The organism is Pseudomonas sp. NY15437, from assembly GCF_048068435.1.
Lineage (GTDB): Bacteria > Pseudomonadota > Gammaproteobacteria > Pseudomonadales > Pseudomonadaceae > Pseudomonas > Pseudomonas nitroreducens_B.
This window is the reverse complement of sequence record NZ_JBLUQC010000002.1, coordinates 246,026-267,354: the sequence shown is the minus strand read 5'-3', so window position 1 is coordinate 267,354 and position 21,329 is coordinate 246,026. Positions and strand designations below refer to the sequence as shown.

The window sequence follows — 21,329 nt, the reverse complement described above, 5'->3', positions numbered from 1 at the left end:
GTCCTACAGAGAGCGCACCGCTGCTAAACCTGTAGGAGCGAGCTTGCTCGCGAAACCACGTGGCACCTCGCTATCCTGTAGGAGCGGGCCATGCCCGCGATCACGCGTGTGGCGCTCGTACAATCTTTAGCCTTCGGGAGGCGGCCGCGCTCGCATTGTCCTTCGCCGTTGACCGCTGTTCGCGAGCAAGGACTAGGTCCTACGAAGAGCGCACCGCTGCCGAGCCTGTAGGAGCGAGCTTGCTCGCGAACCCGCGTGATGCTCGCAGGAGCAACAGTCACGTTCGTGCCTGGGGTTCCCTCTCCCTAACCCTCTCCCTGAAGGGAGAGGGGACCGTATGGAGCAGGTTGAAACCAAGGCGTCAGCCGCCACGGACAGCCCCTCTCCCTTCGGAGCAGGACGCGCTACCACGATGACACGCCCCATCGCGGCGCACGAGCGGCTGGACTAGAAACTCCGGCTCACACTGGCAACCACCGTGGCCGTGCACACGTCGCCGAAGCCGAACTGCGTGCGGCATTCGTTCTGCGAGAGGTCGGTGTCGAGGTAGCTCACCGCCCAGGTGAAGCCCAGCAGCTCGTGGCTAAGCTTGGCTTCCCACTCGTGGTAGGTATCGCGGGTGCTGCCGTCTCCGGAGAGGTAGAGCGGATCCTTGGCGTCGTTGCGGCCGTAGCGTACGCGCAGCTTGAACTCCGCCGGCAGCTCGGCGTTGTAGGCCAGGTAGGTGTAGAGGTTGGCCTGGTTTTCGCCGAAGTAGGTGGGGTAGTCGTTGCCGTAGTAGGCCGCCACCTCGAAGCCGTAGGCATGGAGGATGGCGTAGGTGTCGCTCTGGTTGAACTGACTTTCCCTGGGGTAGGCGTACTTGATGTAGCCCAGATCCAGGGCGACGTCGTCGTTGGCCTGCCAGTACCAGCCGCCGTAGTAATCCACTTCCTGGCGCGTCTTCAAACCCCCGCCGAAATCGACATTGGAACTCCAGACGCCCAGGTACGCGCCGGAGGCATGCTGCAGCGTGAGGCCGAGCTGGGCGGCCGGGTCGTTCTGCGTCTGCGAGATGCCGCGGGTGCGGTAGTCGCTGACCAGGGCGGTGTCGATCTGCAGGGCGAAGCCCTGGCCCAGTTCGACGGCCAGGGCGGAGGTGAGCGGAGCGCACGCGAGCAGCGCGCCGACAAGCCATTGCGGGCGATTCATACGGGGTTCCCTTTGTTGTGATTGTCTGTGGGCAGCGGAAAAATCCCGCGCAGCGCCGGCCCTTCGGCATGGCCGAGGAGCGTCACGAAAGGGCTGGGCTGGCGGGCAAGGCGCCGGGGGTGTTCATGCCCCGGCGCAGGAGCCCGGCTCAGAGAGCCGGTTGGTCGTCGGCGCGGTAGACTTCGCGGCCTTCGAACAGGGTGTGGAGCACGCGGGCTTCGTCCAGTTGCTGGTCCGGCACGCTGAACACGTCGCGGTCGAGCACGACCATGTCGGCCTGCTTGCCCGGCGCCAGGGTGCCGATCTTGTCGGCCAGGCCGATGGTCTGCGCGGCGTTGCGGGTGTAGGCGTAGAACATGGTCTGGCGGTCCACGCGCTCGGCGGCGTTGAGCACGCCTTCCGCGCCCTGGCGGGTAACCGCCTGGTAGATGGCCTTGAGCGGGTCGGGCGTGGACACCGGCCAGTCGCTGGCGCCGGCGATGGTGGCGCCGTTGTCCAGCAGCGACTTGGCCGGGTACATGTAGCGGTAGGCGTCGTCGGCGATGTAGGGCTTCACCATCTCCACGGTGTAGGGCTCGGCGGTGGCCCAGTCGAGCTGCATCGAGGCGATCACGTTCAGCTGCTTGAAGCGCGGGAAGTCCTTGGGATTGACCAGCTGCAGGTGGGTGATCGAGTGGGTCACGCCGCTCTGCCGGTCCTTGCGCGCCTGGGCCACGCCGTTGAGCGACTCGCGCACCGCGCGGTCGCCGATGGCGTGCACGTGCACCAGCCAGCCGCGGGCGTCGGCGGCGCTGACCAGTTCGCCGAAGTGCTTCGGATCGATCAGCAGCTCGCCCGGCTTGTGGCTGTTCTTGTAGTTCTCCAGCAGCGCCGCGGACTGCGCCGGGAATTCGATCACGCCATCGGCGAACACCTTGATGCCCGGCAGCGTGAGGTTGGGGATGCCCTGGAACTGCTGGCGAACCTTCTCGATGACCTCGAGATCGGCCGGGGTGCTCCTGGGGTTGACCACCTGCAGCGCGGCGACGTGGGCGGTGAGCTCCCCGTCGCGGGCCAGGTCGCGGTACACCGGCAGCACGCCGACGGTCTTCTCGGTGGGCTTGATGTTGAACACGGCCTCGCCCGGTGCGCCGTTGGCGGCCGGGTCCATCCAGGCGGTGATGCCCAGGCTGTTGTTGTACTTCACCGCGGCGCGGCCAGCGCGGTCCATGGTCTCGGTGCTGGCGGCGGGCATGGTCGCGGCGACCAGGTCGAAGCCCGAGTCCACCAGGAAGCCGGTGGGGTTGAAGGCCTTGTCGTGGGCGACGTTGCCCTGTTCCAGGGCGCTGAGCCCCAGCACGCGCTTGGCGTCCAGCTTGGCGCGCGCCAGCATGGCGGCGTTGGCCCAGGCGGTGTGGTGGTCGCTGCCGATCAGGATCACCGGCACCTTCTCCCACTCGCCGTGGTTCAGGCGCTCGGCCAGGCCGTCGGCCTTGGACCAGTAGCTGGAGTTCATGCCGTTCATCACCACGATGTCGCCCTTCTTCGCCTTGCCGCTGTCGCGGTCCTGCTTGAGGCGGGCGACGAAGGCGTCGAGGTCCATCTCTTCGTCTTCCAGGCTGGCGGCGATCAGCTCCAGGCCGCCGAAGATGGAGTGCGAGTGGCTGTCGATGAAGCCGGGCATCAGCACCTTGCCGCCCAGGTCGACCTGCTTGCTGGCGGTGCCGGCGAGCTTGCGGATGTCCTCGTTGGAACCCACCTGCAGCACCTTGCCGCCGGCGACGGCGACGGCCTGCTGCAGCGGTTGGCCGGGTTCGGCGGTGAAGACCTTGGCGTTGTACAGGATCAGGTCGGCGTTCTGTGCCTGTGCTTCAAAAGTACCCAGTGCGATGGCGAGCGCCAACGCGCCTTTGAGCATGCCGTGCATGACTTCCCTCTGCTTTTCGGTGGATTATTGTTGGTCTGCAGCGCAGGCTAATGGCGGGGCGGGTATCGCGGAAGTCGCCGGCAGGCATAACACTTGTGAAGGATTGGCACGAATGACGTTGGATAGATTCAGCAGCCTGGCCATGTTCGTCGCCAGTGCCGAAACCGGCAGTTTCAGCCGTGCCGCCGAACAGCTGGGCAAGACCCCCTCGGCGGTGACCAAGGCGGTCGGCCAGCTGGAGAACGAAGTCGGCGCGCGGCTGTTCGAGCGCACCACGCGCAGCATGTCGCTCACCGAAGCCGGCCAGCTCTATCTCGACGGCGCCCGCGAGGTGCTGGCGCGGATGCGCGAGACCACCGAGGAAATCGCCCAGCTGCAGCACAGCCTGCGGGGCGTGCTGCGTATCACCGGGCCGCTGATCGTCGGCCCGGTGTTCCTCGACCAGGCCTGTGCCGACTTCCTCGACCTGCACCCGGACGTGCGCCTGCAGGTGGACCTTTCCGACAGCTACGTCGACCTGCTCGATGGCCGCTACGACCTGGCCCTGCGCATGGGCAACAGCGACCTGCCGGGGCTGATCGCCCAGCCGCTGGCCGAGAGCCGCCTGATCATGTGCGCGAGCCCGGCCTACCTGGCGCGGCGCGGCACCCCGCGGCACCCCAGCGAGATCATCGACCATGATTGCCTGGTCTACCGGCATCCGGCGCTGGACGACCGCTGGTGGTTCGACGTGGAGGGCGAGCGCTTCTCGACCCCGCGCAACGGCCGCCTGAACAGCGACAACCAGGCGGTACTGCTCACCGCCTGCCTGGCCGGGCATGGCCTGCTGCCGTGCCCGCACTGGAGCGTGCTGGAACACCTGCGCAGCGGGCGGCTGGTGACGGTGCTGGATGAGTTCTTCTTCGAGCCGGACACCTTCGGCGCGCAGATACTCGCGGTATACCCGAGCAACCGCCGGGCGACGCGCAAGATCCACGCGTTCATCGAGCACCTGCGCGACTCTTTGCGGCGCGACGGCATCCTCTGACGGCCTAGAGCAGCGCCCCGGCCCAGGCCGACACCAGCAGCAGGGCCGCCATCAACTGGTTGAGCCGTCGCATCTGCGTGGGCGACAGCAGGCGCTGGCTGCCGATGCCCAGCCCGGCCCAGACGGCGGTGCAGGGAATCGACACGAGAAAGAACAGCAGCGACAGCAGTTGCACGCGGTCCAGCCGATCGACGCCATGGCCGGCGTACACGCTGATCACCGCCAGCGCCATCATCCAGGTCTTGGGGTTGACCAGTTGCAGCGCGGCGGCGCCCAGCGCGCCCAGGCGGGTGGCGTCGGTATCACGCTGCAGGTCCGCCGGCGGGCTGCGGAAGATCTGCCAGGCCAGCCAGCTGAGCCACAGCACGCCGACCGCGCTCATTGCCTGCTGCACGTGCGGCAGGCTGGCGAGCACTTCGCCCAGTCCGCTGCCCACCGCCAGCACCAGCGCGGCGGCGGCCGCGCAGCCGCCGAACATGATCGGCAGGGCCGCGCCCCAGCCGAAGCGCGCGCTGTTGCTGAAGATCAGCAGGTTGGTCGGCCCCGGTGTGATCGAGGCGACGAAGGCGAAGAGGACGAAGGGCAGCCATTGGCCGAGCTGCGAGAGGTGCATGAGGGGAACTCCGCTGAATCCGTGGGGAGTCCATCGTCGCCAGCGTGGCGGGTTCAGTCTGGAAGCTTTGAGCAGCGCTTGCGGTAGTAGGCGGGCGTGATGCCATAGGCACGGCGAAACCAGCGGCCGAGGTGGCTCTGGTCGGCGAAGCCGAGGTCGGCGGCGATGTCGGCTGGCGCCAGGCCGCGTCCGAGCAATTGCCGCGCGCGGGCCAGGCGCAGCTGGATCAGGTAGGCGTGGGGCGGCAGGCCGAACGCCTGCTTGAACGCGCGGGTCAGGCGGAAGCGATCGCAGCCGCTGGCGCGGGCCACGTCGTCCAGGCCGATGTCGGCGGTGAGGTTGGCGTGCAGGTAGTCCCGCGCGCGCTGCGCCACCAGCGGCAGGTGGGCCTGGGTGCTGCCGCGCCGGCGCCAGTGCAGGTGGCGGGTCATGCCGTCGAGCAGGTCGTCGATGGCGCTTTGCCGGACGATCTTCAGCTCATGCCCGTGGACGGCCTGGAAGGCGTGGTCGATGCACCTCGCCAGTTGCGGGTCGTCGATCAGCAGTTCGGGCACCGCCAGTTGGCAGTTGCCGGGCGCCTCTTCGAACAGGGTGGCGATCTCGCGCTCCAGCCACGGCGCGTCGAGGTACAGGGTGCGGTAGGTGAAGCCGCCCTCGGTGGGGGCGTCGCCGTCGTGGATGTCGCCAGGCTCGAGGAAGAACACCTTGCCGGGGGTGCTGATGTGGCGCTGGTTGCGGCTGCGGAACTGCTGCACACCGGACTCGGTGTAGCCGATCAGGTAGGTGTCGTGCCAGTGCGGATCGTAGGCGTGGCCCTTGAAATGCGCACGCAGGCTCTGGATGCCGGTGTCGGCATCCTGCAGCAGGTCGATCCAGTTGTCTTTGTGCATGGGCTGCCTCCGCACGCTTGCCCGGTCGGCCAGCATAGCGCGCGTAAGGCGGCTGTCTGGAAGATTCGTGCAGCCGGCGGTCGTGAATCCTGCCCGCCGACGGTAGGATGCCCCACGGGAAGGACATGAACTCCAGGAGGGAGTCATCCATGGGGCAGGAATACAATCTGGCATTGATCGTCGCCGCGGCGCTCAGCGCCATTGCCGGGGCGTTGCACGTTGGCGTGGTGCTGGTCGGGCCGCGCTGGTACCGGCTGTTCGGCGCCGGCGAAAAGCTCGCCCGTGCCGCGGAAGCGGGGAAGGCCTATCCGGCGCTCATCACCTTCGCCATTGCCTTCGTGCTGTTCGCCTGGGCGGCCTATGCGCTGTCCGCGGCCGGCGTGCTGGAGCCGCTGCCGCTGCTGCGCCCGGCGCTGGTGGCGATATCTCTGGTCTACCTGCTGCGCGGCGTGGCCGGGCCATCGATGCTCAAGGGCACGGGGCGCAGCCAGCGTTTCATCTACGTCAGCTCGGCGATCTGCCTGGGCTTTGCGCTGGTGCATCTGCTGGGGTTGGCGCAGGTGTGGAGCCGCTTGGGATAACCACCGCGGAGGAAAGGGAGCGCCCCGGGCGGGCGCTCCGTGGGGCACCGAATCAGCCGGCGGCGGCTTCGAAGCTGTCGCTGCGCGCCATGCGCCAGATGCGCTCGTAGAACTCGCCTTCGATGTTGCCCGAGAGCAGTTCGCCGGGCTTGAGGAAGTAGTGCAGGTGGGAGAACAGGCGGATCTCGGTGGCCGAGACGCGGCGCACCAGGTGCTTGGCTTCCAGCTGCGACGGGTGCTGGATGCCGGCGGCGGCGATCATCTCGGCCAGGCCCTTGAGCGTGTTGCGGTGGAAGTGATACACGCGCTCGGCCTTGTCCGGCACGACCAGGGCGCGCTGGCGCAGCGGGTCCTGGGTGGCGACGCCGGTGGGGCACTTGTTGGTGTGGCAGGACTGCGACTGGATGCAGCCGATGGCGAACATGAAGCCGCGCGCCGAGTTGGCCCAGTCGGCGCCCATGGCGAGCACGCTGGCGATGTCGAAGGCGCTGACGATCTTGCCGCTGGCGCCGATGCGGATCTTGTCGCGCAGGCCCAGGCCGACCAGGGTGTTGTGCACGAAGAGCAGGCCCTCGCGCATCGGCAGGCCCATGTGGTCGGTGAATTCCAAGGGCGCGGCGCCGGTGCCGCCTTCCTTGCCGTCGACGACGATGAAGTCGGGGAGGATGCCGGTCTCGTGCATGGCCTTGGCGATGCCCATGAATTCCCACGGGTGGCCGATGCACAGCTTGAAGCCCACCGGCTTGCCGCCGGAGAGTTCGCGCAACTGGACGATGAAATCGAGCAGCCCCTTGGGCGTGCTGAAGGCGCTGTGCGAGGACGGCGAGATGCAATCCTTGCCCATGGGCACGCCGCGGGTGGCGGCGATTTCCTCGGTGACCTTGTGCTTGGGCAGGATGCCGCCGTGGCCGGGTTTGGCGCCCTGGCTGAGCTTGATCTCGATCATCTTCACCTGCGGGTCGACCGCCTGCTTGGCGAAGCGCTCGGGGCTGAAGGTGCCGTCGTCGTTGCGGCAGCCGAAGTAGCCGCTGCCCAGTTCCCAGGTCAGGTCGCCGCCGTATTCGCGGTGGTAGGGGCTGATGCTGCCCTCGCCGGTGTCATGGATGAAGCCGCCGAGCTTGGCGCCCTTGTTCAGCGCGCGGATGGCGTTGGCGCTGAGCGAGCCGAAGCTCATCGCCGAGATGTTGAACACCGAGATGGAGTAGGGCTGCCGGCACTCCGGGCCGCCGACGGTGACGCGGAAGGTGCACGGGTCGGCCACCGGCGCCGGGCGGATGGAGTGGGCGATGAATTCGAAGCCCGATTGGTAGACGTCGATCAGGGTGCCGAACGGCTTGTCGGCGGTCTCGTTCTTCGCCCGCGAGTACACCAGCGCACGCTGGGCGCGGGAGAAGGGCAGGGCTTCCTGGTCGCCTTCGAGCAGGTACTGGCGGATTTCCGGGCGGATGGCCTCCACCAGGTAGCGGATGTTGCCCAGGACCGGGTAGTTGCGGCGCACCGCGTGGCGTTCCTGCAACAGGTCGAAGACCCCGAGCAGGCTCAGGGCGAGGGTGGTGAGGGTGAAGGGCCACACCCAGTCGTACCCCAGGAAGGGCAGGCTGAGCACGGTGAACAGGACGCATGCGGCGAAGAAGGCATAGCGGCTGAGCAGCGACAGGTTCATGGAATCTCCAGTCGTTGGGCTTGGTCACGGTAAGGTTGGCCGAAAGGGCCGCCACAGAGCATGGCAGGCATCGCGCAAACGTGCCTGGGCAAGGGTCAATGGAGCGGGTATTCGGAAGATCTTCTGGTTCTGGCGGGCATCGACGGTAGCCCGAAGTGGCAAAAAAAGAAAGCTAGCTAACGATTTTCGCGGGGGCTGAGAAAGGCTGTTTCGGACGGTGCAAGAAAGGCTGCCTTCGTCGCTGGGCTGTTCGCGAGCAAGCTCGCTCCTACAGGGGCGTGGGGTGAATAACCCGGAACGGGTTATCCGCCGTCCAGGGGGGAGCAAATTGTAGGAGCGGGCCATGCCCGCGATCGCGCGCATGGCGCGCGGTTTGGCCTTGGCGTTCACGTCACAGGGCCGTGGGGGAAGCCTGGTCCTTGCTCGCGAACCCGCGTTCAACCGGGCTAGCAGGCAATCACATTCACCGCCAGCCCGCCCTTGGCCGTCTCCTTGTACTTGTCCATCATGTCGCGCCCGGTGTCGCGCAGGGTGTCGATGGCCTTGTCGAGGCTGACCAGGTGCTGGCCGTCGCCGCGCAGGGCGAGTTGGGCGGCGTTGATCGCCTTGAGCGAGGCCATGGCGTTGCGCTCGATGCACGGCACCTGGACCAGCCCGGCCACCGGGTCGCAGGTCAGGCCGAGGTTGTGCTCCAGGCCGATCTCCGCGGCGTTCTCCACCTGTTCCAGGCTGCCGCCGAGGACTTCCGCCAGCCCGCCGGCGGCCATGGCGCAGGCCGAGCCCACTTCGCCCTGGCACCCGACTTCGGCGCCGGAGATGGAGGCGTTGAGCTTGCACAGGATGCCGATGGCGGCGGCGGTCAGCAGATAGCGTTCGATGCCGTCGATGGAGGCGTTGCCGTCATAGCGCGCGTAGTAGTGCAGCACCGCCGGGACGATGCCTGCTGCGCCGTTGGTGGGCGCGGTCACCACGCGGCCGCCGGCGGCGTTCTCCTCGTTCACCGCCAAGGCCCAGAGGTCCACCCAGTCCAGGGCGCCCAGGGTGGTGGCGATCAGGTTGCCGCTGTCGGCTTCGTTCAGCCGGCGGTAGAGCATGGGCGCGCGGCGCCGCACCTTGAGGCCGCCGGGCAGCGTGCCCTCGGTTTCCAGCCCGCGCTTCACGCAGGCCTGCATTTCATCCCAGATATGCGCCAGGCCGGCGTGAATCTCCTCGTCGCTGCGCAGCGCGCGTTCGTTGGCCCACATCAGGTCGCTGATGCGCCGGAAACCGTGGGCGTGGCACAGGCGCAGCAGTTCCTCGGCGCTGTGGAAGGGGTAGGGCATGGGGTTGCCCTGCAAGGCGCGGTCGGTATTGAAGTCCGCCGCGTCCACCACGAAGCCGCCACCGACCGAATAGCAGACGCGCTCGGCCAGCAGTGCGCCGTGATCGTCCAGCGCGCGCAGGTGCAGGCCGTTGGGATGGGCGGGCAGGCTGTCGTCGTGGAAGATCAACTGGCGCGCCGGGTCGAAATCGATGTCCTGCACGCCGCCCAGGCGCAGGCGATGGCGCAGGAAGATGTCGTCCACCTGCGGGGCGAGGGCGGCCGGGTCGGCTTCGGCCGGGTCGATGCCGAGCAGGCCGATCAGGCAGGCGCGGTCGGTGGCGTGGCCCTTGCCGGTGGCGCTGAGGGAGCCGTAGAGATGCACCTCCACGGCAGTGGTGCGTGGCAGCAGGTCGGCGTCGCGCAGACCGTCGACGAACTCGCGGGTGGCGCGCATCGGCCCCACCGTGTGGGAGCTGGACGGCCCGACACCGGGCTTGAACATGTCGAAGACGCTGAGACTCATGGGAAATTCCTCCTGCCCCAAGCATGGACCCGCCAGGCCACGAATGCTCATCGGCCGCTCGGCGGCGGGGCGTTTTCCCGGGAGCAAGGGCACGCCTGGTACTTGCCCGCGAACCGATTCAGGGCGAAGCGGGCGGGGAATTCTGTTCGCGAGCAAGCTCGCTCCTACAGGGGAGGCCTGCGTGAAGGGGGGGGCGATCGCGGACGGAGTCCGCTCCTACCTGAAAAATCGCGCCGGGGCGTGCCCTCTCCCCCGCCCTGGCTACGCGCCCCGCTCCTAAGGGAAAGGGAGCTGTCCGTGCCGGCTTACGCCATGGATTCCTCCTGCACCGACCCGGTCCCCTCTCCCTTCAGGGAGAGGGTTAGGGAGAGGGAAATTCTCGGCACGGACTTTCAGAGAAAGACAGCTGCTCCTGCGAGACTGATCGCGCTCCTGTAGGAGCGGATTCATCCGCGATGGCTCGGCGCGGACACCGTGGCCGGCGGCGTCAGCCCTGCGCCTGCAAAAACAGCGAGAACAGCTCCGACTGCGACTTGATCCCGAGCTTGGCGTACATGTGCTTGCGATGGACCTTCACCGTCTCGGCGGAGATCGCCAGCTTGCGGGCGATCTCCTTGCCCGAGCAGCCGCTGAGCATCAGCCGGCCCACTTCCAGCTCGCGCGCGGTCAGCGGCGTTTCCACCTGCTGGGCGGTGGCCTCCAGGCGGTTCTGCCAGCGCGGCGGCGGGGGCGCTTCCTGCACGTCGCGTTCGAAGGCCATGCGTTGCCGCATCAACCCGGCGACCCAGGGTTGCACCAGGGCGAGCAGGGCGATCTGCTCCGGGGTGAAGCGGCCCTTGCTGCCCAGCGAGCAGCAGAGGGTGCGCTCGCCATCGAGCTGCACGTTGATCTGCACCTCGTCGGCGACCACGTTGAGGCGGAAGTAGCGCTGATAGTAGTCGGTCTGCTCGAACATCTCCGGCGCCACGTCGTCCAGGCGCAGCAGCCCGCTGCCGGGCGCTTCGCGGCTGGCGATGTAGAAGGGGTCGAGCAGGTAGAGGCCCTTGAGGTAGTCCTGGAACAGCGGGTCGGGGCCGCCGTCCTCGCCCGGGCATTCGGCGAATACCTGCGGTCGGCCGTCGCTGAAGAGCAGCACGACCCAGCTGTCGAACGGCACATACTGGCCCAGCAGGCGCACCAGCAAGGTCCAGAAGCTCGGCTTGTCCAGCGCCTCGATCAGTTGCCCAACACTCCGGTGCCAGGCGATATCCTGAAGGGAAAGGCTCATGACACTACCCCCGATGGGTTACCACGCGGGCGTAATTACCCGGTGATGGCACGCCCGGCATACTCGATGGATGCCTTGAGCCGGCGCGGTGCGCATTCTGACCCTTTTGCACGGCGCGGTCACTGGAATACAAGAATCCGAGGAAGCCCCATGAAAGTAGAACTCGTCCAACTCGCCGGCCGTGATGGCGACGTGGCCTGGAACCTGGCCCGCACCCTGGAGGCCATCCACGCCTGCGCCGACGACACCCAGCTGGTGGTGTTTCCCGAGACCCAACTGACCGGCTTCCCCACCGCGCAGAACATCGCCGCCATTGCCGAGCCGGTGGACGGCCCCAGCGTGCAGGCCGTGCAGCAGGCCGCGCGGGAGAAGAACATCGCTGTCGCCGTGGGCTTCGCCGAAGCCGCCGACGGCCGCTTCTACAACACCACCCTGCTGATCACCCCCGAGGGCATCGCCCTGAAGTACCGCAAGACGCACCTGTGGGCGTCGGACCGCGGCATCTTCACCCCCGGTGACCGCTACGCCACCTGCCTGTGGAACGGCATCCGCGTCGGCATCGTGATCTGCTTCGACATCGAGTTCCCCGAATCCGCCCGCGCCCTGGGCCAGCTCGGCGCCGAGCTGATCATCGTCACCAACGGCAACATGGACCCCTACGGCCCGACCCACCGCACTGCGATCATGGGCCGCGCCATGGAAAACCAGGCCTACGCGGTGATGGTCAACCGCGTCGGCGCCGGCGACGACGGCCTGGTATTCGCCGGTGGCAGCGCCGTGGTCGACCCCTATGGCCAACTGATCGTCGAAGCCGGCCGCGACGAATGCCGGCAGATCGTCCAGCTGGACCTCGAACGCCTGGCGCAATCGCGCCGCGACTACAGCTACCTGGCCGAGCGCCGCTTCGTGCTGCCGGGCGAGACGCGCGAGCACGAAGGTGGCCTGCGCGAGCTGATCATTCCCGCCTGAGTTCCCTCCGGCCCCGCTGCAACGGGCTGGGGCGCAGGGCTGCGCCGACACAGCGTCATTCCAACGTCGACGGGCGCCCCGAGCGCCCGCGAGGCCTGCGGGTGAGCGCAGGCCAGCAACCTTGTACTGCCATAACAAACACAACGCGGAGTAAGCAGTAATGGCTCGACTCAAACGAACCCTGTCGCTGGGGTCGGTGGTGCTGTTCGGCATCGCCTACATGACCCCGATCATCGTCCTTGGCACCTTCGGCATCCTCGCCGACGTCACGCGCGGCGTAGTGCCCTCGGCCTACCTCGTCGCCTCCGTGGCCATGCTCTTCACCGCGCTCAGCTACGGGCGTATGGCTGCCGCCTTCCCGGTGGCCGGCTCGGCCTACACCTACGTGCGCAAGTCCATCAGCCCGAAACTGGGCTTCCTCGCCGGCTGGGCGGTGCTGCTGGACTACCTGTTCCTGCCCATGGCCATCTGGCTGATCGGCGCGGCCTACCTGCACTCCGCGTTCCCCGCTGTGCCCCAGGCCCTGTGGGTGCTGGCGTTCATCGGCGTGACCACGGCCATCAACGTGGTCGGCCTGCGCCTGGCGAAGAACATCAATGGCGTGCTGATGCTGGTGCAGTTCCTCGTGCTGATCGCCTTCGTCGGCCTGGCCATCCACTACGTGATGGGGGACGGCAGCCGTCCGCTGTGGACGCTGGAGCCCTTCCTCAAGGAAGGCACCCAGCTGCCGCTGATCATGGGCGGCGCGGCCATCGCCTGCTATTCCTTCCTGGGCTTCGACGCGGTCAGCACCCTGACGGAAGAAACCCACGAGCCACGCAAGACCATTCCCCGCGCCATCCTGCTGATCACCCTCATCGGTGGCGGCATCTTCATCGCCGCCAGCTATTTCGTGCAGCTGGCGCACCCCTCGGTGGAATTCCAGAACGCCGACTCCGCCGCCTACGAAATTGCCCGCAACATCGGTGGCGACCTGTTCGTCAGCTTCTTCCTGATCGGCCTGATCGTCGGCCAGTTCACCTCCGGCCTGTCGGCCCAGGCCAGCGCCTCGCGCCTGCTGTTCGCCATGGGCCGCGACGGCGTGCTGCCGCGCCCGTTCTTCGGGCGCATCAGCAAGCGCTTCGAAACCCCGGTGAACAGCATCGTGCTGTGCGGCGTGGTCGCGCTGCTGGCGCTGCACATGGACGTCACCACCTCCACCTCGTTCATCAACTTCGGCGCCTTCCTGGCCTTCAGCCTGGTGAACCTCTCGGTGATCTTCCATTACTACCTGAAGGCGGAGCGTCGCGGCCTGCGCGAGGGGGTGCTGTTCCTGCTGTTCCCGCTGATCGGCCTGCTCGCCGACCTGTGGCTGATGGTCAGCCTCGACCACCTGGCCATCTGGCTCGGCGCCACCTGGCTGGTGCTCGGCGTGATCTACCTTGCGGTGATCACCGGCGGCTTCCGCGAGCAACCGCCGGAGATGCATTTCGAGGAGGCGTGAGCCCCGCGCGGGGCTATGCTGGGGACTCCGAGCCGTGATGCCCGAGGAGATCCCGCCATGCCCCGCCTCACCCTCTACCATTCGCCCCAGACACGCTCCAGCGGCACGCTGGTGCTGCTCGAAGAACTGGGCGCCGAGTACGACCTCGAACTGATCAACATGAAGGCCGGCGAGCAACGCATGCCGGCCTACCTGGCCATCAACCCGCTGGGCAAGGTCCCGGCGATCCGCATCGGCGAGTCGCTGGTCACCGAGCAGGGCGCCATCTTCATCTACCTCGCCGACCTGTTCCCCCGAGCCAATCTCGCCCCAGCCCTCGACGACCCGCTGCGCGGCCCTTACCTGCGCTGGCTGGTGTTCTATGGTTCGAGCTTCGAGCCGGCCATCGTCGACCGCGCCCTGAAACGCGACGCCGCCCCGCAGGCCATGAGCCCCTACGGCGATTACGACAGCGTGATGCGCGCCCTCGCTGAGCAACTGGAAACCGGCCCCTACCTGCTGGGCAGCCGCATGACCGCCGCCGACGTGCTGTGGGGCGCGGCCCTGCGCTGGACCATCGGCTTCGGCGTAGTGCCCAAGCTGCCGGTGTTCGAGCGCTACGTGGAACTGGTGACGTCGCGCCCGGCTTTCCAGCGGGTCTGGGAGCGTGATGCGCACTGGGCGGCGGAGCATGGGAAAGCGGCTGAGGAGAAGGCGCCGTGAAACCGTGCTGGCGGAGGCTTATCGACCGGAACGATTTGAGGACTTGGTCACAGGCCGCATAGGAAAATTCCTTTTTCGATGTGGCCATATTTTCCGGCCGGGAGAGGTGGTCAATCATCCCGCCAGCGCCGCGCACCCCATCGCACGGCGCCGGCAACCATAACGACTACAAGCCGCTACTTGATTTATGTCCCCGAGGCCCTCCCGCAAGGAGGGCCTTTTTTATGGGGGGAGGCTTCGCTGTCGATCGGGGCGCTGTTTCCGACAGGAACGAGGGTGATCGGCGTATGGAAAGTGCCGTGGTTGCCGGAGTAATCGCGGTGTGGTGTGAGGAAATTGCTGACGATGCGGTGGAAATCTCAAAAATACCGCAGCGAATTCCTACATCGATAAGCGGACTTGGAGAGGGCTGTCAGCTAGGGGATCATGCGTCTCGCGCCTTGTCCTACAAGGCGTGTAATGATTGATCGACTAGTCAATCGTTAACTTCCTTGGCTCGCCAGCAATGGCGGGCCTTTTTTATGGAAGCGAAGATGACGGCGCCCGTTTGCCTACACCCGTTTCGTCAGACATGCCCGGCGGCGAGTATTGGCTGTCAGCCCTTGGCAGCGCTGACGCCTTCCAGCGTGGCGAAGGAAGTGTCCTTGGCGGTCAGCAGGAAATCGCGCATGAACGGCGCGTCCAGCATGTCGGCGCGGATGGCGGCGAACAGTGTGCAGTACAGGCCCTTTTCCCCCAGGCGCTTGGCGGTCACGTAGCCCCGCGAGCTGTACTCGTGCAGCGCCCAGTTGGGCAGGCTGCAGACGCCGCGGCCGGATGCCACCAGCTGCATCATCATCACCGTCAGCTCCGAGGTGCGCACCTGTGCCGGTTCGACGTCGGCGGGCTCGAGGAAGCGGGTGAAGATATCCAGGCGATCGCGCTCGATGGGGTAGGTGATGAGGGTCAGGTTGGCCAGGTCTTCCGGGACGATGTAGGACTTGCCGGCCAGCGCGTGGTGGTTGTCCACCGCCAGCAGCGCTTCGTAGGTGAACAGCGGCACATAGGTGATGCCGGCGATGTCCACCGGATCGGAGGTCACCACCAGGTCCAGGTCGCCGCGCGCCAGGGCCGGCAGCGGAGCGAAGGAGAAGCCCGAGGCAAGGTCCAGCTCCACCTCCGGCCAGGCGTCGCGGAACTGGTCGATGGTCGGCATCAGCCACTGGAAGCAGCTGTGGCACTCGATGGCCATGTGCAGGCGGCCGGCAGTGCCGCCGGCCAGGCGTGCCAGGTCGCGCTCCGCGCCACGCAGTTGCGGCAGCACGGAGTCGGCCAGTTGCAGCAGGCGCAGGCCGGCGCTGGTGAAGCGCACCGGTTTGGTCTTGCGGATGAACAGCGACAGGCCGAGGCGCTCCTCCAGCTCCTTGAACTGGTGGGAGAGGGCAGACTGCGTGAGGTGCAGACGCTCGGCGGCCTCCACCAGGCTATCGGCTTCGCGCAGGGCATGCAGGGTTTTCAGGTGACGGAGTTCAAGCATGGCGCGGCCTCGCCTCACTATGAGGAAATCTTGATCAAACGGCGGAGCAATTGAGCTGGACTCATGATAAGCCCCCGGCGGGCGCTTCACCAGCCCGCCCTCAGCCGCTCAGATAGAACATGCCCTTGGCCAGCAGAACGATCAGCACCACGTGGGCGAACACGCTGGAGTGGATGCGCCGGGAGCGTTGACCCGTCATGCGGCCGACGCGGAAGGAGTACAGGGCGAAGATGAAATGCCCCAGGACGCTCACCGCCAGCAGCAGCTTGAGACTCAGCAGGGTGGCGAAGGTCGATGCCAGCGGGTCGGCGAGCAGCGGCGCATAGCGCAGGTGCAGCATGCCCAGGCCGCTGCCGAACAGCGCCAGGATCGCCCACGGCATCACCCGGCGCAGGCGGTGGCCCTGTGCGCCCTCGACCAGCCTCATCGTGCCCGGCGGCACCTGATGGTGGATGCCCCGAAGGATCAGCACTTCGAAAAATACCGTGCCGACGAACAGGATCGCGGCGAACAGATGCAGCACCAGCAGGATGGGGTAGGCCATGGGAAACGTCCGAGTGGAGGTTTCGTATGTTCGCCAGTGGAGGGGGCGGCTTCCCTTGATCCGGATCATGGGAACGGCCGTCGCTGACCGCTCGGCGCCTTTCATCAAACTGTCACGGACCTGTGGCAGAGCGAGCGACGGAAATTCATCAGAATCGCGCTCAACTGGGGTTTTGCGTTCCGGATTTTCACTCATGCGTGCTTTTTTGCTGGCAGTCGCGCTCCTGTGCGGCCTGCCCTCCCTCACTATTGCCGCCGAGCGCTGCGACGCGCGGGTGCCGACCGAGCTGGTCGACCTGGGCGACGTGCGCCTGGCCTACCAGAGCATCGGCCGACCGCAGGACCCGACGCTGTTGCTGGTCATGGGCCTGGGCGGGCAATTGATCCACTGGCCGGACGAGGTCGTCGAGGCCCTGTGCCAGCAGGGCTTCCGGGTGATCCGTTACGACAACCGCGATGTCGGCCTGTCGTCCTGGCGCGTGCCCACACCCAGCGGCAACCTGACCTACGAAGTGATTCGCTATCGCCTCGGGCTGCCGGTCAGCGCGCCCTACAGCCTGACCGACATGGCCGGCGACGCGCTGCACCTGCTGGATGCCCTGCACGTCGAGCGCGCCCATGTGCTTGGCGCGAGCATGGGCGGGATGATCGCCCAGCATGTGGCCGACCTCGCGCCGGATCGCGTGATCAGCCTCACCCTGGTCATGACCAGTTCAGGGGCCGAGGGGCTGCCGGCGCCCAGCGAATCGCTGCTGCGCCTGCTGGCCCGGCGCGAAGCGGCCAGCCGCGAGCAGGCCATCGAGCAACAGGCCGATCTGCTCGCGGCGCTGGGCAGCCCGGAGGTGCGCGATGACCGCCAGCAATTGCTGCAGCAGGCGGCGCGCTCCTACGACCGCGCCTTCAACCCCGAAGGCGTGCAACGGCAGATGCTGGCGATCCTCGCAGAGCCCAGCCGGGTGGAGTTGCTCAACCGCCTGAACGTGCCGACCCTGGTGGTTCACGGCACTGCCGATCCGCTGCTGCCCGTCATGCATGGCGTGCACGTGGCCGCGCACATTCGCGGTTCGGTGCTCAAGCTGATCCCCGGCATGGCCCACCGCTTCCAGGAAGACTTCAAGGAACCCCTGCTGGGCGCGGTGCTGCCCTACCTGCGCGAACACCAGGGCGGCGGGCACGTCGCCCAGCTGTGAGTTTGCTGAGCTACCTGCAGGCTTGCCCGCGGTCCTGATCCTGCGGAATCCAGTCGTGCAGTTGCCTGGCTCAGCGAATATCGTTCAGGTCATCCCCGCGGGTCTCGCGCAGGCACAGCACGGCCAGCAGGCTGAGCGCGGCGGCGACCGAGACGTAGCCGCCCACCCAGCTCAAACCGCCCAGGCCCACCAGCTTCTGGGCGATATACGGGGCCACCGAGGCGCCGAGGATGCCGCCCAGGTTGTAGGCCGCCGAAGCGCCGGTGTAGCGCACATGGGTGGGGAAGAGTTCCGGCAGCAGGGCGCCCATGGGGGCGAAGGTCACGCCCATGAGGAAGAGTTCCAGCGACAGGAACACCGCCACTTCCACAGACGAGCCCTGGCTCAGCAGCGGCTGCATGGCGAAGCCCGAGGCGATGGCGGCGATGCAGCCGACGATCAGCACCGGCTTGCGCCCGAAGCGGTCGCTCAGCCAGGCCGAGACCGGCGTCGCCGCGGCCATGAAGAGCACGGCGATGCACAGCAGGCCGAGGAAGTCCTCGCGGCTGTAGCCTAGGGTGCTGACGCCGTAGCTGAGCGAGAACACCGTGGAGATATAGAAGAGGGCGTAGCACACCACCATCGCCAGGGCGCCCAGCAGGGTCGGCCGCCAGTGCTTGGTGAACAGTTCGGCGATGGGCAGGCTGGCGCGCTCGTGGCGCTCCATGGCCTTGGCGAACACCGGGGTCTCCACCAGCTTCAGGCGTACGTAGAGGCCGACGATGACCAGCACGGCGCTGAGCACGAAGGGGATGCGCCAGCCCCAGGCGCGGAACTGTTCTTCGCTGAGCAGCAGGGCCAGGCAGAGGAACAGGCCGTTGGCGGCGAGGAAACCGATCGACGGACCCATCTGCGGGAACATGCCGAACCAGGCGCGCCGGCCCTTGGGCGCGTTCTCCGTGGCCAGCAGCGCGGCGCCGCCCCATTCGCCGCCCAGCCCCAGGCCCTGGCCGAAGCGCAGCACGCAGAGCAGGATCGGCGCCCAGGCACCGATGCTGTCGTAGCCCGGCAGCAGGCCGATCAGGGTGGTGGAGATGCCCATCAGCAGCAGCGAGGCCACCAGGGTCGACTTGCGCCCGATGCGGTCGCCGAAGTGGCCGAACAAGGCCGAGCCCAGCGGGCGGGCGAGGAAGGCGATGCCGAAGGTGAGGAAGGCGCTGAGCGCCTGGGCGGTGCCGGAGGTCTGCGGGAAGAACACCGGGCCGATCACCAGGGCGGCGGCAGTGGCGTAGACGTAGAAGTCGTAGAACTCGATGGCGGTGCCGATGAAGCTGGCCACCGCGACGCGGGTGGTGGAGTTGGTCTGTTCAGCCGGTTGTGCGGCTTCGAGGGTGGCGCTGGTCATACGGGGTCGATCCCTGGCAGTCAGGCGCGGCGACGACTCTGAAGGTCGTGTCCGACGTTTCTTGAGGCATCGCCCTGGCGCGAGTGCGAGCGCGGCCCGGGATCGGGGCAGGGTGGGCGCGGCTCGCGGCGGGTCAGGGCGAGGCCGGCTGCTTCGCAAGGCAACGACGCGGGGTCGAGGCTCGGCGGGGCGTGCGTTTGACTGGCCGGCGCGGCGTCGCGGGTAGCGGCGGGCGTCGGCGGGAGGCTGGGTAAGCCGTCCGGATTATAGGGGCGGGCGGGGCGCCTCAGGCAAGCTCGTCGGCGTAGGGCTCTTTCGGTGGGGCGCCGGGCAGCCAGGCGCGCACGCTTTTCACCCGGTTTTCCCCGGACTGGAGGATTTCCAGGCGGTAGCGGCCGATCTTCAGGCACACCGCGCAGTCTGGAATCTGCTCCAGCGCTTCGGTGACCAGGCCGTTGAGCGTCTTCGGCCCGTCGCTGGGCAGCTGCCAGCCCAGGGCGCGATTGACGTCGCGCAGGTTGGCCGAGCCATCGATGACGTAGGTGCCGTCGGCCTGGGGGTGGATGTCCGGGTTGCGCAGGGTGTTCTGGTTGCTGAACTCGCCGACGATTTCTTCGAGGATGTCTTCCAGGGTGATGATGCCGATGACCTCGCCGTACTCGTCGACGACGATGCCGATGCGGCGCTTCTGCTTCTGGAAGTTGATCAGCTGGGTCGACAGCGGCGTGCTCTCGGGCACGAAGTAGGGCTCCAGGCACGCGGCCTTGAGACTTTCCTTGGTCAGCTGGTTGTGGGTCAGCAGGCGGGCGATCTGGCGCATGTGCACCACGCCCTCCACCTGGTTGATGTCGTTGCGGAACACCGGCAGACGTGTGTGGGTGGTGTTGCGCAACTGGCCGATGATGGTTTCCAGCTCGTCGTCCAGGTCGATGCCCTGGACTTCGTTGCGCGGCACCATCAGGTCGTTCACGGTGATCTTTTCCAGGTCGAGGATGCTCAGCAGCATGTCCTGGCGGTTGTTGGTGAGCTTCTCGCTGGAGTCGGTGACCACGCTGCGCAGCTCGTCATTGCTCAGCGGCTTGTTGCCGCGCTGGGTCGGGTCGAGGCCGCCCAGGCGCAGCAGCAGGTTGCTGATGCCGGTCATCAGCCAGAGCAGCGGGGTAAACAGCTTCTGCATCCAGATCAGCGGCAGGCTGGCGGGGAAGGCCACGCGCTCGGGGCGCAGCGCGGCGTAGGTCTTGGGCGTGATCTCGCCGAAGATCAGCAGGATCAGTGTCAGCACCACGGTGGCGACCGCCACCCCGGCTTCGCCCCACAGGCGCAGGGCCAGCAGGGTCGCCAGCGACGAGGCGATGATGTTGACGAAGTTGTTGCCGATCAGGATGGTGCCCAGCAGCCGGTCGGTGCGCAGCAACAACCAGCTGGTGCGCCGTGCGCCACGGTTGCCCTGCTTGGACAGGTGGCGCAGGCGGTAGCGGTCGAGGCTGAGCATGCCGGTCTCGACGCTGGAGAAGAACGCCGAGCAGAGGATCAGGAAGACGAGCAGGCCGATCAGGTAGCCGGGGTGGATCTCTTCCATGCGCGCAGGTCCTTCAGCGGCGCTCGGGCGCCGCCGTAAGCGTCAGATGTGCAGGATGAATTCCTTGACCAGCTTGCTGCCGAAGTAGGCCAGCATCAGCAGGCAGAAACCCGCGAGGGTCCAGCGGATCGCCTTGTGGCCGCGCCAGCCGAGCTGGTGGCGGCCCCACAGCAGCACGCCGAACACCACCCAGGCGAAGCAGGAGAGGATGGTCTTGTGCGCCAGGTGCTGGGCGAACAGGTTGTCGACGAACAGCCAGCCGGAGATCAGCGACAGCGAGAGCAGCGACCAGCCGCCCCAGAGGAAGCCGAACAGCAGGCTTTCCATGGTCTGCAGCGGCGGGAAGTTGCGGATCAGGCCCGACGGGTGCTTGTGCTTGAGCTGATGGTCCTGGACCAGCAGGAGCAGCGCCTGGACCACGGCGATGGTCAGCAGGCCGTAGGCCAGGATCGACAGCAGGATGTGGGCGAGGATGCCGGGCTGCTCGTTGATCGGCTCGATGGTGCCATGGGGCACGAGCACGGCCAGCAGGGTGGTCAGCGCACCGAGCGGATAGAGCACGATCAGCAGGTTGTGCACCGGAATGCGCAGGCACGCCAGCAGGGTCAGGGCGGTGACCGCGGCGGAGATCAGGCTGGCGGCGTTGAAGAAGTCCAGCGCCAGGCCGGCCGGCGTCAGCAGCTCCTGGCTCAGGCTGTACGCCTGGCAGAGCAGGGCGAGCAGGCCCAGCAGGAGGAGCAGCGGTTTCTGCGGCGGGGTGCGGCGGGCCAGGCTTGCGCCCTGGTAGGCGGTGGTGCCGATATAAAGGACGGCGGCGATCAGGCTGGGCAGCAGAGGTTGCATAAGTCCTTGGAACAGTCCTTGGAAAGGGGACCCGAAAGGTCGTGAGTTTGGCACAGATCGCCCGCGCCGAGAAAGCCGTTGCGAACAGTTCGCTTCTGGCCTGCGACGCGGTCCGTCACATCGGGATCATCGGCGGTGTTGGCGCTGGCCGCACTT

The 21,329-nt window shown here is 67.1% G+C and carries 18 protein-coding genes; 6 read left to right on the top strand and 12 right to left on the bottom strand.

Annotated features, from left to right (window positions below):
* Positions 1 to 447: 447 nt before the first annotated feature.
* Together ACNFIA_RS05355 and ACNFIA_RS05350 are read right to left on the bottom strand one after the other, a co-directional pair.
* On the bottom strand, positions 448 to 1,191 hold the full coding sequence (locus tag ACNFIA_RS05355) for a TorF family putative porin (protein WP_416783286.1): 744 nt from the start codon (positions 1,189 to 1,191) through the stop codon (positions 448 to 450).
* A gap of 148 nt (positions 1,192 to 1,339) precedes the next feature.
* A complete protein-coding gene (locus tag ACNFIA_RS05350; RefSeq protein ID WP_416783285.1) occupies positions 1,340 to 3,097 on the bottom strand; it encodes an amidohydrolase in 1,758 nt (585 codons plus the stop codon).
* A gap of 118 nt (positions 3,098 to 3,215) precedes the next feature.
* On the opposite strand from ACNFIA_RS05350, the gene ACNFIA_RS05345 reads away from it, so the two are divergent.
* Positions 3,216 to 4,124, top strand: a complete 909-nt coding sequence (locus ACNFIA_RS05345) for a LysR substrate-binding domain-containing protein (RefSeq protein ID WP_416783732.1) — start codon at positions 3,216 to 3,218, stop codon at positions 4,122 to 4,124.
* A gap of 4 nt (positions 4,125 to 4,128) precedes the next feature.
* Here the strand turns inward: ACNFIA_RS05345 and ACNFIA_RS05340 are convergent, their stop codons facing one another.
* Together ACNFIA_RS05340 and ACNFIA_RS05335 are read right to left on the bottom strand one after the other, a co-directional pair.
* Positions 4,129 to 4,737, bottom strand: a complete 609-nt coding sequence (locus tag ACNFIA_RS05340; protein ID WP_416783283.1) for a LysE family translocator — start codon at positions 4,735 to 4,737, stop codon at positions 4,129 to 4,131.
* 53 nt (positions 4,738 to 4,790) lie between these two features.
* Positions 4,791 to 5,627, bottom strand: a complete 837-nt coding sequence (locus tag ACNFIA_RS05335) for an AraC family ligand binding domain-containing protein (RefSeq protein WP_416783281.1) — start codon at positions 5,625 to 5,627, stop codon at positions 4,791 to 4,793.
* Positions 5,628 to 5,776: 149 nt separating this feature from the next.
* Between ACNFIA_RS05335 and ACNFIA_RS05330 the strand changes: the two genes are divergently transcribed.
* On the top strand, positions 5,777 to 6,208 hold the full coding sequence (locus tag ACNFIA_RS05330) for a hypothetical protein (protein ID WP_416783279.1): 432 nt from the start codon (positions 5,777 to 5,779) through the stop codon (positions 6,206 to 6,208).
* Positions 6,209 to 6,260: 52 nt separating this feature from the next.
* Here ACNFIA_RS05330 and ACNFIA_RS05325 read toward each other — a convergent pair whose 3' ends face one another.
* From ACNFIA_RS05325 to ACNFIA_RS05315, 3 genes are all read right to left on the bottom strand, one after another.
* On the bottom strand, positions 6,261 to 7,871 hold the full coding sequence (locus ACNFIA_RS05325) for an FMN-binding glutamate synthase family protein (protein ID WP_416783277.1): 1,611 nt from the start codon (positions 7,869 to 7,871) through the stop codon (positions 6,261 to 6,263).
* A gap of 446 nt (positions 7,872 to 8,317) precedes the next feature.
* Entirely contained in the window at positions 8,318 to 9,697 is a 1,380-nt protein-coding gene (locus ACNFIA_RS05320; RefSeq protein WP_416783276.1) for an L-serine ammonia-lyase, read from the bottom strand.
* 487 nt (positions 9,698 to 10,184) lie between these two features.
* A complete protein-coding gene (locus ACNFIA_RS05315; protein ID WP_416783275.1) occupies positions 10,185 to 10,964 on the bottom strand; it encodes a response regulator transcription factor in 780 nt (259 codons plus the stop codon).
* Between the two features lie 150 nt (positions 10,965 to 11,114).
* On the opposite strand from ACNFIA_RS05315, the gene ACNFIA_RS05310 reads away from it, so the two are divergent.
* From ACNFIA_RS05310 to ACNFIA_RS05300, 3 genes are all read left to right on the top strand, one after another.
* Entirely contained in the window at positions 11,115 to 11,933 is an 819-nt protein-coding gene (locus ACNFIA_RS05310; RefSeq protein WP_416783273.1) for a carbon-nitrogen hydrolase family protein, read from the top strand.
* Positions 11,934 to 12,093: 160 nt separating this feature from the next.
* A complete protein-coding gene (locus tag ACNFIA_RS05305; RefSeq protein WP_259753375.1) occupies positions 12,094 to 13,416 on the top strand; it encodes an APC family permease in 1,323 nt (440 codons plus the stop codon).
* A gap of 57 nt (positions 13,417 to 13,473) precedes the next feature.
* Positions 13,474 to 14,118, top strand: coding sequence for a glutathione S-transferase family protein (locus ACNFIA_RS05300; protein WP_416783271.1), 645 nt, complete (start codon positions 13,474 to 13,476; stop codon positions 14,116 to 14,118).
* 595 nt (positions 14,119 to 14,713) lie between these two features.
* Here ACNFIA_RS05300 and metR read toward each other — a convergent pair.
* Together metR and ACNFIA_RS05290 are read right to left on the bottom strand one after the other, a co-directional pair.
* Positions 14,714 to 15,634 (bottom strand): transcriptional regulator MetR, encoded by a 921-nt coding sequence (metR, locus tag ACNFIA_RS05295; protein WP_259753377.1) that lies wholly within the window; start codon positions 15,632 to 15,634, stop codon positions 14,714 to 14,716.
* Between the two features lie 100 nt (positions 15,635 to 15,734).
* Entirely contained in the window at positions 15,735 to 16,178 is a 444-nt protein-coding gene (locus ACNFIA_RS05290) for a CopD family copper resistance protein (protein WP_416783270.1), read from the bottom strand.
* 193 nt (positions 16,179 to 16,371) lie between these two features.
* On the opposite strand from ACNFIA_RS05290, the gene ACNFIA_RS05285 reads away from it, so the two are divergent.
* Positions 16,372 to 17,367 carry an alpha/beta fold hydrolase gene (locus ACNFIA_RS05285; RefSeq protein ID WP_416783268.1) on the top strand — a complete coding sequence of 332 codons (996 nt, stop codon included), beginning with the start codon at positions 16,372 to 16,374 and terminating at the stop codon, positions 17,365 to 17,367.
* A 70-nt stretch (positions 17,368 to 17,437) separates the two neighbouring features.
* On the opposite strand, the gene ACNFIA_RS05280 is transcribed toward ACNFIA_RS05285, so the two are convergent.
* From ACNFIA_RS05280 to ACNFIA_RS05270, 3 genes are all read right to left on the bottom strand, one after another.
* On the bottom strand, positions 17,438 to 18,751 hold the full coding sequence (locus tag ACNFIA_RS05280; RefSeq protein ID WP_416783266.1) for an MFS transporter: 1,314 nt from the start codon (positions 18,749 to 18,751) through the stop codon (positions 17,438 to 17,440).
* A 286-nt stretch (positions 18,752 to 19,037) separates the two neighbouring features.
* Positions 19,038 to 20,330: an HlyC/CorC family transporter gene (locus ACNFIA_RS05275; RefSeq protein ID WP_259753381.1), complete on the bottom strand. Its 1,293-nt coding sequence runs from the start codon at positions 20,328 to 20,330 to the stop codon at positions 19,038 to 19,040.
* 42 nt (positions 20,331 to 20,372) lie between these two features.
* Complete coding sequence (locus ACNFIA_RS05270; RefSeq protein WP_259753382.1) at positions 20,373 to 21,173, bottom strand: cytochrome C assembly family protein; 801 nt, start codon at positions 21,171 to 21,173, stop codon at positions 20,373 to 20,375.
* Positions 21,174 to 21,329: the final 156 nt, after the last annotated feature.

Excerpts from the sequence above, each read along its gene's own strand:
- ACNFIA_RS05280 (WP_416783266.1), bottom strand. The coding sequence starts at position 18,751 with ATGACCAGCGCCACCCTCGAAGCCGCACAACCGGCTGAACAGACCAAC.
- ACNFIA_RS05310 (WP_416783273.1), top strand. The coding sequence starts at position 11,115 with ATGAAAGTAGAACTCGTCCAACTCGCCGGCCGTGATGGCGACGTGGCC.
- ACNFIA_RS05335 (WP_416783281.1), bottom strand. The coding sequence starts at position 5,627 with ATGCACAAAGACAACTGGATCGACCTGCTGCAGGATGCCGACACCGGC.
- ACNFIA_RS05350 (WP_416783285.1), bottom strand. The coding sequence starts at position 3,097 with ATGCACGGCATGCTCAAAGGCGCGTTGGCGCTCGCCATCGCACTGGGT.
- ACNFIA_RS05340 (WP_416783283.1), bottom strand. The coding sequence starts at position 4,737 with ATGCACCTCTCGCAGCTCGGCCAATGGCTGCCCTTCGTCCTCTTCGCC.
- metR (WP_259753377.1), bottom strand. The coding sequence starts at position 15,634 with ATGCTTGAACTCCGTCACCTGAAAACCCTGCATGCCCTGCGCGAAGCC.
- ACNFIA_RS05320 (WP_416783276.1), bottom strand. The coding sequence starts at position 9,697 with ATGAGTCTCAGCGTCTTCGACATGTTCAAGCCCGGTGTCGGGCCGTCC.
- ACNFIA_RS05330 (WP_416783279.1), top strand. The coding sequence starts at position 5,777 with ATGGGGCAGGAATACAATCTGGCATTGATCGTCGCCGCGGCGCTCAGC.
- ACNFIA_RS05325 (WP_416783277.1), bottom strand. The coding sequence starts at position 7,871 with ATGAACCTGTCGCTGCTCAGCCGCTATGCCTTCTTCGCCGCATGCGTC.
- ACNFIA_RS05300 (WP_416783271.1), top strand. The coding sequence starts at position 13,474 with ATGCCCCGCCTCACCCTCTACCATTCGCCCCAGACACGCTCCAGCGGC.
- ACNFIA_RS05355 (WP_416783286.1), bottom strand. The coding sequence starts at position 1,191 with ATGAATCGCCCGCAATGGCTTGTCGGCGCGCTGCTCGCGTGCGCTCCG.
- ACNFIA_RS05270 (WP_259753382.1), bottom strand. The coding sequence starts at position 21,173 with ATGCAACCTCTGCTGCCCAGCCTGATCGCCGCCGTCCTTTATATCGGC.
- ACNFIA_RS05285 (WP_416783268.1), top strand. The coding sequence starts at position 16,372 with ATGCGTGCTTTTTTGCTGGCAGTCGCGCTCCTGTGCGGCCTGCCCTCC.
- ACNFIA_RS05315 (WP_416783275.1), bottom strand. The coding sequence starts at position 10,964 with ATGAGCCTTTCCCTTCAGGATATCGCCTGGCACCGGAGTGTTGGGCAA.
- ACNFIA_RS05275 (WP_259753381.1), bottom strand. The coding sequence starts at position 20,330 with ATGGAAGAGATCCACCCCGGCTACCTGATCGGCCTGCTCGTCTTCCTG.
- ACNFIA_RS05305 (WP_259753375.1), top strand. The coding sequence starts at position 12,094 with ATGGCTCGACTCAAACGAACCCTGTCGCTGGGGTCGGTGGTGCTGTTC.
- ACNFIA_RS05290 (WP_416783270.1), bottom strand. The coding sequence starts at position 16,178 with ATGGCCTACCCCATCCTGCTGGTGCTGCATCTGTTCGCCGCGATCCTG.